General features: G+C 74.3%; 11 protein-coding genes. 5 read left to right on the top strand and 6 right to left on the bottom strand.

All coding sequences use genetic code 11. The annotated features are described in order from the left end of the window. Positions 1-116: 116 nt before the first annotated feature. The 4 genes from ACFWZ5_RS37380 to ACFWZ5_RS37365 form a co-directional block, all read right to left on the bottom strand. The gene (locus ACFWZ5_RS37380; RefSeq protein ID WP_384804138.1) at positions 117-797 is read right to left on the bottom strand and encodes a response regulator; all 681 of its coding nucleotides are present in this window, start codon (positions 795-797) and stop codon (positions 117-119) included. After that, the gene (locus tag ACFWZ5_RS37375) at positions 794-2,053 is read right to left on the bottom strand and encodes a sensor histidine kinase (RefSeq protein ID WP_384804136.1); all 1,260 of its coding nucleotides are present in this window, start codon (positions 2,051-2,053) and stop codon (positions 794-796) included. Before ACFWZ5_RS37375 ends, ACFWZ5_RS37380 begins: the two co-directional genes overlap by 4 nt. A 331-nt stretch (positions 2,054-2,384) precedes the next feature. After that, on the bottom strand, positions 2,385-2,663 hold the full coding sequence (locus tag ACFWZ5_RS37370) for a hypothetical protein (RefSeq protein ID WP_384804134.1): 279 nt from the start codon (positions 2,661-2,663) through the stop codon (positions 2,385-2,387). A 27-nt stretch (positions 2,664-2,690) separates the two neighbouring features. Beyond that, entirely contained in the window at positions 2,691-3,482 is a 792-nt protein-coding gene (locus ACFWZ5_RS37365) for a PspA/IM30 family protein (RefSeq protein WP_384804132.1), read from the bottom strand. A gap of 267 nt (positions 3,483-3,749) precedes the next feature. On the opposite strand from ACFWZ5_RS37365, the gene ACFWZ5_RS37360 reads away from it, so the two are divergent. The 3 genes from ACFWZ5_RS37360 (at position 3,750) to ACFWZ5_RS37350 (ending at position 6,316) form a co-directional block, all read left to right on the top strand. Next, complete coding sequence (locus tag ACFWZ5_RS37360) at positions 3,750-4,388, top strand: DUF3043 domain-containing protein (protein ID WP_384804140.1); 639 nt, start codon at positions 3,750-3,752, stop codon at positions 4,386-4,388. A gap of 53 nt (positions 4,389-4,441) precedes the next feature. Further along, the gene (locus tag ACFWZ5_RS37355) at positions 4,442-5,140 is read left to right on the top strand and encodes a class I SAM-dependent methyltransferase (protein ID WP_384804130.1); all 699 of its coding nucleotides are present in this window, start codon (positions 4,442-4,444) and stop codon (positions 5,138-5,140) included. Positions 5,141-5,239: 99 nt separating this feature from the next. Next, entirely contained in the window at positions 5,240-6,316 is a 1,077-nt protein-coding gene (locus tag ACFWZ5_RS37350) for a S1C family serine protease (RefSeq protein WP_384804128.1), read from the top strand. Positions 6,317-6,456: 140 nt separating this feature from the next. Here the strand turns inward: ACFWZ5_RS37350 and ACFWZ5_RS37345 are convergent, their stop codons facing one another. Further along, on the bottom strand, positions 6,457-6,678 hold the full coding sequence (locus ACFWZ5_RS37345) for a hypothetical protein (RefSeq protein WP_384804126.1): 222 nt from the start codon (positions 6,676-6,678) through the stop codon (positions 6,457-6,459). Positions 6,679-6,792: 114 nt separating this feature from the next. Here ACFWZ5_RS37345 and ACFWZ5_RS37340 point away from each other — a divergent pair, with 114 nt between their 5' ends. After that, positions 6,793-8,010, top strand: a complete 1,218-nt coding sequence (locus tag ACFWZ5_RS37340; RefSeq protein WP_384804124.1) for a bifunctional adenosylcobinamide kinase/adenosylcobinamide-phosphate guanylyltransferase — start codon at positions 6,793-6,795, stop codon at positions 8,008-8,010. Between the two features lie 7 nt (positions 8,011-8,017). Here ACFWZ5_RS37340 and ACFWZ5_RS37335 read toward each other — a convergent pair whose 3' ends face one another. Further along, positions 8,018-8,746: a class I SAM-dependent methyltransferase gene (locus ACFWZ5_RS37335; RefSeq protein WP_384804122.1), complete on the bottom strand. Its 729-nt coding sequence runs from the start codon at positions 8,744-8,746 to the stop codon at positions 8,018-8,020. A gap of 210 nt (positions 8,747-8,956) precedes the next feature. Here ACFWZ5_RS37335 and cobT point away from each other — a divergent pair, with 210 nt between their 5' ends. Beyond that, complete coding sequence (gene cobT, locus ACFWZ5_RS37330; protein WP_384804120.1) at positions 8,957-10,003, top strand: nicotinate-nucleotide--dimethylbenzimidazole phosphoribosyltransferase; 1,047 nt, start codon at positions 8,957-8,959, stop codon at positions 10,001-10,003. Positions 10,004-10,440 lie beyond the last annotated feature (437 nt).

Here is a 10,440-nt window from a genome sequence, read left to right as displayed (position 1 = left end):
GCTCCCGCCGTGTACCCGCAGCCGCCGACGGCGAGCAAGTGGTGCTGGAAACGGGCGGGCGGGTGGGAAACAAGCGCCGCGCGCAGTGCGGCGGCACCCCCACGCGCCCCGGTGGGTCAGTCGCCGCGGGGGCGGACCAGGCCCGACTCGTAGGCGATCACGACCAGTTGGGCGCGGTCGCGGGCGCCCAGTTTGGCCATGGCCCGGTTCACATGCGTCTTGACGGTGAGCGGGCTGACCTCAAGGCGCTCTGCGATCTCATCGTTGGAGAGACCCCCGGCCACCTGGACGAGGACCTCCCGCTCGCGCCCGGTGAGCGCGTCGAGCCGCTCGCTGCGCGCGGGCGCGTCACCGCCGGAACCGTCGCTCTGGGAAAGGAACTTGGCGATGAGCCCCTTCGTCGCCGCGGGCGAGAGCAGCGCCTCGCCCGCCGCCGCGACCCGGATCGCACCGAGGAGCTCGTCCGGCTCCGCGCCCTTGCCGAGGAAGCCCGAGGCCCCGGCCCGCAGGGACTGCACCACGTACTCGTCGACCTCGAAGGTGGTCAGCATGACCACGCGTACGTGGGACAGGGCGGGGTCGTCGCTGATCATGCGGGTGGCCGCGAGCCCGTCCGTACCCGGCATGCGGATGTCCATGAGGACCACGTCCGCCGACTCGGCCTTCGCGAGCCGCACGGCCTGCGCCCCGTCGGACGCCTCGCCGACGACCTCCATGTCGGGCTCGGAGTCGACGAGGACCTTGAACGCGCTGCGCAACAGCGCCTGGTCGTCGGCGAGCAGCACCCGGATCGTCACGCGGTCGTCCCTCCCCTGGCCGGACTGTGCCCCCGGCCGCCCTGCTTCACGGTCGTGACCGGCAGGATCGCATGGACGCGGAAACCACCGCCGTAGCGGGGCCCGGCACTGCACCGCCCGCCGAGCGCGGTGACGCGCTCGCGCATGCCGATGAGCCCGTGCCCGCCGCCGCGGTCCGGGTCGTCGGCGGCCTGCGCGTCGTCGTCGCCCGCGCCGTCGTCGAGGACGGTGACCTCCAGATTGGGCCCGACGCGTACGACGCTGACCTCCGCCTTGGCGTGCTCGCCCGCGTGCTTCTGCACGTTGGTGAGGGCCTCCTGGATGATGCGGTACGCGGCCAGGTCGACGGCCGCCGGCGGGTTCAGGTCGGCGTCGCCGCGGGCCACCTCCACGGGCAGCCCCGCGTTCCGGAAGGTGTCGACGAGGTCGTCGAGGCGGCCGAGGCCCGGCGCGGGCTCGGTGGGCGCCTCCGGGTCGCCGGTCTGGCGCAGGAGGCCGACGGTGGCGCGGAGTTCACCGAGCGCCGAGCGGCTGGCGTCACGGACGTGCGCGAGGGCCTCCTTCGCCTGGTCGGGCCGCTTGTCCATGACGTGCGCGGCGACTCCGGCCTGCACGTTGACCAGGGCGATGTGGTGGGCCACGACGTCGTGCAGGTCGCGGGCGATGCGCAGCCGCTCCTCGGCGACGCGGCGCCTGGCCTCCTCCTCGCGGGTGCGCTCGGCCCGTTCGGCGCGCTCCCTGATGGCGTCGACGAAGGCGCGGCGGCTGCGGACGGCGTCGCCCGCGGCGGCGGCCATGCCGGTCCAGGCGAAGATGCCGAGGTTCTCCTGCGCGTACCAGGGCACGGGGCCCGCCAGCATGGCGACGCCGGTGAGGCCCGTCATCGTGATGAGGCCGATGCGCCAGGTGGTGGGGCGGTTCGTGGTGGCGGCCACCGTGTACAGCGCGATGACGGCGCACATCACGACGGGCGCGCGGGGCCCGCTCGTCACGAGCTCCACGATGGAGAAGGCGCTGCTGGCGGCGAGCACGCTCCAGGGGGCGCGGCGCCGGAAGACGAGCGCCGCCGAGCCGAGCCCCATGAGGGTGAGGCTCAGGGCACCCGGGGCGTGGACGTTCCAGGTGGAGCCCTGCTCCCGGTAGGGCTCGGCGAAGGAGCCGATGACCATGCAGACGAGGGCGGCGGCCGCGAGAGCTGCGTCGACGGCCAACGGGTGCGTTCTGGCCCAGCCGCGGCACCGTTCAAAGTTGGTCACGTACTAAACGGTACGGGGCCGTCAGTTCCGGCGGAACGGAACGGGGGCTCGCTGGGCGTGGGTTGACGGTCACCCTTGACTGGGTGGGGTCGCGCGTGCGCCGCCGTGCCCACCGCTTCGCGGTGGGAATCTCCCGCCCGCCCACCCATACGCTTCCCCGCCGGGCCGGTGGGAGGCGCATCCGCTGCCACGCACCGGCAGCCGCCGACGGCGGGCAAGCGCCACTGGGGGCGTCGGCCCCGCGGGAGGGGGTCACGGGCGGGCGGGTGGGAAAGCATCGCCGCGCGCAGCGCGGCGCACCGCCCACCGGTCCGCACCCGGCAAGATCACCTCAGCCAGGAATCAGACCGTCGTCGCTCAGCATCGAGCGGACTTCCGCGAGCGACGCGTCAGGCGCAGGGAGGATCAGTTCGGAGGGCTCGAGCGCATCGTCGGGGAGCGGCTCGCCGAGTTCGCGGACCTTGTCCAGAAGGGCGTGGAGCGTGCGCCGGAAGCCGGCCTCGTCGCCGCCTTCCATCTCTTCGAGCAGTTCGTCGTCCAGCTTGTTCAACTCGGTGAAGTGGCTGTCGGCCAGCTTCACCTGCCCCTCCCCCATGATCCGTACGATCATGACGCCCTCCTCGGACGTGAGCGGTGGCTACTGCTTGTCGAAGCGCGGGGTGTCCCGCTTCTGGACCTGCCCCTGGCCCTGACCGCCCTCGATGGCGGGCTGCGACGTGCTGGATCCGCCGGCCAGCTCGGCCTTCATGCGCTGCAGCTCCAGCTCTACATCTGTACCACCGGAGAGCCGGTCGAGCTCGGTCTGGATGTCGTCCTTGGCGAGCCCGGAGGAGTCGTCGAGGGCGCCGGACGCGAGCAGCTCGTCGATCGCGCCGGCCCGCGCCTGGAGCTGCGCCGTCTTGTCCTCGGCGCGCTGGATCGCCATGCCGACGTCGCCCATCTCCTCGGAGATGCCGGAGAAGGCCTCGCCGATGCGGGTCTGGGCCTCGGCGGCGGTGTACGTCGCCTTGAGGGTCTCCTTGCGCGTGCGGAAGGCGTCGACCTTGGCCTGGAGCCGCTGGGCCGCGAGAGTGAGCTTCTCCTCCTCGCCCTGGAGCGTCTGGTGCTGCGTCTCCAGGTCGCTGACCTGCTGCTGGAGCGCCGCGCGGCGGGAGAGCGCCTCGCGGGCCAGGTCCTCGCGGCCGAGGGCGAGCGCCTTGCGGCCCTGGTCCTCGAGCGTGGACGACTGCTTCTGGAGCTGGTTCAGCTGCAGCTCGAGGCGCTTGCGCGAGGTCGCCACGTCGGCGACGCCGCGGCGCACCTTCTGCAGCAGCTCCAGCTGCTTCTGGTACGAGTAATCGAGGGTTTCGCGCGGGTCCTCGGCCCGGTCAAGGGCCTTGTTCGCCTTCGCGCGGAAGATCATCCCCATACGCTTCATGACACCGCTCATGGGCTTCGCGCGCCCCCTTCTGACGGACTTCCAGCTCCAGGTACTGCAACAGAACCCACGGTACGGGGTCCGTATCCATTACCGCACTGTTCGCGGGCGGATGCGCTCATCCCCAAGGACGACTGCCCCGCCCGCCTCTCCGGCGCAAGGAGTAGGTGCGCCCCTGGGAACCGCTCCCCGGACACCCCGGCCCTCCTGCACGAACACCTCGGACCTCTTGTCCACATCATCAAGACGCCCGGTGTTGCGGGATCGTTCCCCGGGGGACTGCGGTCCATACCCGGGCACCCCGTACCCTTGGTGTTTGTGTTCCGTAGCCGATCCAAGGACGACAAGGCCCCGGCCGCCAAGGCGCCGGTGACCGACGACTCGTCGCAGCCCCGAGACCCGCAGGCCCCTAAGGGCCGCCCCACGCCGAAGCGCGCCCTGGCCCAGTCGCAGCGCCGCAGCGTGATGAACACGCCGACGACGCGCAAGGAGGCCGCCAAGCGGCAGCGCGAGGAGCGTCGCGCGAACCTGGAGAAGCAGCGCCAGGCCCTCGCCAGCGGCGACGAGCGCTATCTGCCCGCCCGCGACAAGGGTCCGGTGCGCAAGTACGCCCGTGACTTCGTGGACTCGCGGTTCTGCATCGCCGAGTTCTTCCTGCCCATGGCGGTGATCATTCTCGTCATGAGCATGCTCCGCGTCGGGGCGCTGCAGAACATCGCGCTGCTGCTGTGGCTCGTCGTGATCGTCCTGATCGTGCTCGACTCGGTCACCACCGGCTTCCGTCTGAAGAAGCGCCTCAGCGAGCGCTTCCCCGACGAGAACAGGAAGGGCGCCGTCGCCTACGCCCTGATGCGTACGCTGCAGATGCGCCGCCTCCGGCTGCCGAAGCCGCAGGTCAAGCGCGGAGAGCGGCCCTGAGCGAGACCCAGGGCGCGGGCTTCGACGCACGCGAGGCGCTGCGCCACGAGCTGGTGGCCCGGCAGCTCGACGAGCAGATAGTCGCGCGCTTCCCCGTGGGCCGGCGCCTGCGCGTGCTCGACGTCGGCATGGGGCACGGCGTGCAGGCCCTGCGGCTCGCCCGTGCGGGACACGAGGTGACGGGCGTCGAGCGGGACGCCGACGGGCTCGCCGCCGCGCGGGCCGCGGTGGCCGCCCAGCCCGAGGGCATCCGGTCGCGGATGCGGATCGTCGAGGGCGACGGCCGGGACACGGGGGTGCACTTCCTGCCCGGCAGCTTCGACGTCGTGCTGTGCCACGGCGTCCTGATGTACGTGGAGGAGCCCGACGCGCTCCTCGCCGGGCTCGGCCGGGTGCTCGCGCCCGGCGGCCTGCTCTCCCTCGTCGTGCGGAACGCGGACGCGATGGCCATGCGCCCCGGCCTGCGCGGCGACTGGGCCGGCGCCCTCGCCGCGTTCGGCACCGACACCTACCGGGACCGGTTCGGCACCGAGGTGCGGGCGCACCGGCTCGACGCGGTCACCGGGGCGCTCGCGGGCATCGCGGCGCCGCTGCGTGCCTGGTACGGGGTCCGGGTCTTCTCCGACGCCGCCGAGGTGCCGGCGGCCGGTGCCGGGCTCGACGCGCTGCTCGACGCCGAGGAGCGGGCCGGGCGGACCGATCCGTACCGGCGGGTGGCGTCGATACTGCACGTGTGCGGCGCCCGCGACTGACGTACCCCCCTCCCGCAGACTCGCCCCCAGCCCCGCCAGGCCCCCTGATCGGGTGCCCACAGGAGGCCGGGGTCCGGGGCCGCCCCGAGACTCGGGGGTATGAGAGCCTCCCGCAAGCCGATCGCGCTGGGGGCGGTGACCGCGGTCACCGCGGCCGGCCTTCTCGCAGGCTGCTCCGACAGCCGTGACACCGCCGAGAAGCCGGCCCCCGACGCGAGTACGAAGTCGACCACGCAGGCCGCTCCCGCCGCCGCGAACGACCTCCAGGACGACTACCTGAAGGTGATCAAGGACGTGCTGCCGTCCGTCGTCCAGATCGACGCCTCCAACAGCCTCGGCTCCGGCGTCGTGTACGACGACAAGGGGCACATCGTCACCAACGCCCACGTGGTGGGCCGGGAGAAGACCTTCAAGGTGACCACGGCGACGGGCGAGCAGCCGCTGGCCGCCACGCTCGTGTCCGCGTACCCCGAGCAGGACCTCGCCGTGATCAAGCTCGACAAGGTGCCGGGCGGCCTGAAGGCGGCGACGTTCGGCGACTCGGGGAAGGTGGAGGTCGGCCAGATCGTGCTCGCGATGGGATCGCCGCTCGGGCTCTCGTCGAGCGTCACGCAGGGCATCGTCTCGGCGACCGGGCGCACGGTCAGCGAGGGCCGCTCCGGCGGCGGCACCGGCGCGACCATCGGGAACATGGTGCAGACGTCGGCCGCGATCAACCCGGGCAACAGCGGCGGCGCCCTGGTCAACCTGAACGGCGAGGTCATCGGCATCCCGACGCTCGCCGCGACCGACCCGGACATGGGCGACAGCGCGGCGCCCGGCATCGGCTTCGCGATCCCCGCGTCGATGGTGCGGACCGTGGCCGACCAGATCGTCAAGAGCGGCAAGGTCACCGACTCGGGCCGGGCCGCGCTCGGCATCTCCGCCCGCACCGTGCTCGGCGACGACTACCGGCCCGCGGGCGTCGCGGTGGTCGAGGTGCGGGGCGGCAGCGGAGCGGACAAGGCGGGCCTTCAGGCGGGCGACATCATCACCGAGGTCGGCGATGCCCCGATCACCACGGTCACCTCGCTCTCCGAGGCCCTCGCCGCGCTGAAGCCGGGCGACAAGGAGCGCGTGACGTACGTGCGCGACGGCAGCGAGCGGACCGCGGAGGTCACGCTCGGCGACATGTGAGCCGCGGCGGCGCGCCCTACGGGACGCACGACGCACGACGCACGACGAGCGGCGACGGGCCGGGGCCGCGCCGCCGCTCACCGGATCACAAGCTCAGCTCACCGGATCACGTGCTCAGCTCAGCGGATCGGATCGCGTGCTCAGCCCTGAGCCGCGTCCTGCGCGTGCAGGCTCATCGGGCCGTAGATCTCGGTGGTGTCCTCGAAGAGCGTCACCTGGTCCGCCCCGCCCTCGGCGAGGTCCTTCCAGTGCTCGCCGATCCAGGTCTCCGCGTCTCCCTGGGTGGTGAACTCCTCCGGCTGCACGGCAGGCTGGACCTCCGTCCCGTCCGCCTTCTCGAACCGCCACGTCCATGCCGCCATGTCAGCCTCCCGATGGTCGAGTGGTGTCCCGGAGGCCGCCCCGGAGCGGCCGCCGAAGCCGCTTGAAGCCTAGCCGGGCGCGCGGCGCCGGGGGCGACGCGGGAGGATCTTCCTGTGGAACTGACTCTGCTCGGCACCGGAGCCCCCGAGGGGCTGCCCCGCCCCGGCTGTCCCTGCGCCGTGTGCGCGACCGCCCTCGGCCGGGCGGCGCGGGCCGCGACGGCGCTCCTCGTCGACGGTGTCCTGCTGCTCGACCTCACCCCGGGTGCCGCCTTCGCCGCCGCCCGCTCCGGGCACTCGCTCGGCGGGGTGCGCCAGGTGCTGCTCTCGCATCCGCACGACGGGCCCGCCGTGGAGGTCCCTGCGGGGCTCCCGCAGCCCGGCCGGGTCCCGGACGGGCGCGAGCTCGCCCTCCTGACCGGCCACCGGGTCCGCGCCCTCGCGATGGACGCGCCCGGCACCGGCTACGAGGTGACGGGGCCCGACGGCGACCGGCTCCTCTACCTGCCGCCGGGCTGCGCGCCCGCCGGTGTCGCCCCGGAGAACCCGGCGAACGGCGCGCGGGCCGCGTACGAGATGGTCCTCGCCGACGTGGCGGGCCGTCCCGACGGGCTCGCGCGGCTGCGGGCCGCCGGTGCGGTGGGCCCGACCACGGACGTCATCGCCGTGCACATCGGGCACGACGTGCCGCCGGGCCCCGAGCTCGCGCGCAGGCTGGCCGCGGCCGGGGCGCGCGCGGTGCCGGACGGCACGACGCTGGCCGTCGGCGCGTACGAGGACGTGCCGGACGTGCCGCGCCGCACCCTGGTCCTCGGCGGCGCGCGCTCCGGCAAGTCGGTGGAGGCCGAGCGGCGCCTGGAGGCCTTCCCCGACGTGCTGTACGTCGCCACGGGCGGCCTGCGCGGCGGCGACACGGAGTGGGCGGAGCGGGTGCGGGCGCACCGCGAGCGGCGCCCCGGCTCCTGGAAGACCACGGAGACCTGCGACCTCGTGCCGCTGCTCGCCGAGTCCGGGCCGCCGCTGCTCGTCGACTGTCTGTCGCTGTGGCTGACCCATGCGATGGACGAGGTGAACGCGTGGGACGACGCCGAGTGGGCGGGCGGCGGCGAGCGGGCGCTGCGCAAGCGGGTCACCGAACTCACGGACGCGGTGCGGGCCACGCGCCGTACGGTCGTCGCGGTCTCGAACGAGGTCGGCTCGGGCATCGTGCCCGCGACCGCGTCGGGCCGCCGCTACCGCGACGAACTGGGCCGCCTGAACGCCGCGTTCGGGGCGGAGTGCGAGCACGTGCTGCTGGTGGTGGCGGGGCAGGCGGTGCCGCTGCGCGGCTGACGGGAGCTCAGTCGCCGGGTGCGCGGCGGGCGACGACGCGGTAGGCGGAGGAGATGCCCGTACGGGCCAGCAGGGGCGCGAGGAGCGGGTCCACGGCGCAGACCGCGGCGAGCAGCCGGGCCGCCGTCCACCGGCAGGCCCGGCGGAACCCGCGCCGGCGGGGGCCGGACAGGAGGCGGCCGACGGCCAGGGCGGCCGCCGTGGTCAGCTCGGACGGGACGTGGAGTGCGTGGCGCTCGACGGCGACGACGGTGAGGCCGAGGTCGGCGAGGTCGCGGCGGAGGCGGGCGAGCGGCAGGAGGTGCGGGTGCCGCGCCTCGGAGCGGGCCGCCCACCGCCGGCCGAGCAGCCGGGCGCGGTGCGGTGCGGGGTCGTACGCCTCGATCACCAGGTATCCGCCGGGGCGCAGGGCGGTGCGGGCGGCCCTCAGCTCCGCACGCGGATCGGCGGCGCGCTCCAACTGGTGGAAGAGGCTCACCACGTCGTAGCGGCCCGCGAGGCGGGGCGCGAGATCCGTCAGTTCGCCCCGGTGGGCCTCCTCGACGGCCCCGGCGTCGCGGGCCGCCTCGACGTGCGCCTCCCGGTCGAGCCCGTCGAAGGAGGTGTACGGCAGGACGTCCTTGGCCACGGCCGGGAAACGGGCGTGGCCGGTGCCGACGTCGAGCCAGCTCTCGGGCTCGACGAGCCGGGCGAGCGCGCGGGTGCGGGCGCGATGCAGTCGGGCGGCGGTGTCCATGACGTCCTCCTGCGGGAAAGGAAGCGGCCGGACCGTACGACAATCCATGCCGAACAGGAACGTAAGGGATCTCAAGGACGAATCCCTTGACGGCACGGGGTCGGTGGCCCACATGACCTAAGGGGCGGGTCACGCGGGGCGAGGCGCGCGCGGCCGGAGCGGGCGGGGCCGTTCGCGCGGACGCCGGGCCCCGCCGGTACTGTTCGCCGAATGAGCTCGCTGATTCTCGACGACTTCACCGACCTGATCGAGCGGCCCGACGGCGGGGTGCGCCGCGACGCCGAGGAGCGCAGGGAGCGCCAGGGCGTGCCGCCCGGTTCGCTCGGCCGCCTCGACGAGCTCGCCGAGTGGCTTGCGGCCGCGCAGGGTGCCGTGCCGGTCAAGCCGGTCGAGCGGCCGCGGGCCCTGCTCTTCGCCGGTGACCACGGCGTCGCCGAGCTCGGCGTCTCCGCGCGGCCCGCGGGCGGCGCGGCCGGTCTCGTACGGTCCGTCCTCGACGGTACGAGTCCCGCGGCCGTGCTCGCGCGCCGCCTCGACGTGCCCGTGCGCGTGGTCGACATGGCGCTCGACTGCGACCCGGACGAGCTGCCCGCCGAGGTCGCGGGGCACCGGGTGCGGCGCGGTTCCGGGCGCATCGACATCGAAGACGCGCTCACCGTGGACGAGGCCGAGCGTGCGGTGCGGGCGGGCATCGCGCTCGCCGACGAGGAGGCCGACTCCGGGACCGACCTCGTGGTGCTCGGGGACGTGAGCGTCGGCGGTACGACGCCCGCGGCCACGCTCGTCGCCGCGCTGTGCGGCACCGACGCGTCTGTGGTGACGGGGCGGGGCGGCGCGCCGATCGACGACCTCGCGTGGATGCGCAAGTGCGCGGCGGTACGGGACTCGCTGCGGCGCGCCCGGCCCGTGCTCGGCGACCAGCTGGAGCTGCTCGCCGCGGTCGGCGGGGCCGACCTGGCCGCGATGACCGGGTTCCTGCTCCAGTGCGCGGTGCGGCGTACGCCGGTGATCCTGGACGGTGTGGTGTCCGCGGCGGCGGCGCTCGTGGCCCAGCGGGTCGCGTTCCGGGCCCCGGACTGGTGGCTCGCGGGTCACGACAGCGGGGAGCCGGCGCAGGCCAAGGCGCTTGACCGGATGGCCCTCGAACCGCTGCTCAGCCATGGGGTGAAGGTGGGCGAGGGGGCGGGGGCGCTGTTGGCGGTGCCGCTTGTTCGGGCGGCCGCGGCGGTGTCGGCGGAGTTGCCGGCCGACGGGTGAGTACCGCCCGCCCGTCTGCCGGTGACCCGGCACGTGGGCGGCAACCCTCCCCGCCGCTCCGCGGCGGGCTCCCCCACCCACCCACCCGTGCCCCTGGTCCCCGCCGCACCCTCACACGCCTCCGCCCCGCCGCTGTCGCGGCGGGATTCCCCCACCCACCCGTCCATACGCTCCCGCATCACCGCACCCACGCCGGGAGGGAGACGGAAGGCCGCGTGGACGCGCGAAGACACACAGCCACTGACGGAGGCACCCACCCACCGTCGGACCGGAAACGGACGGGCAGGTGGGCGGGTGGGCGCGTGAAGACACGCACGGCCACCAACGAACCGGAAACGGCGGGCGGGTGGGAAGAAGCACCGCGACAGCGGCGGGGGGCGGCAGCCGCCGACGGCGGGGCACCCCCACGAGAGGCGCCCACCCGCCGCCCGACCAGA

Source organism: Streptomyces sp. NPDC059003 (genome assembly GCF_042740445.1).
GTDB lineage: Bacteria > Actinomycetota > Actinomycetes > Streptomycetales > Streptomycetaceae > Streptomyces.
This window is presented reverse-complemented; position numbering and strand designations above follow the sequence as displayed.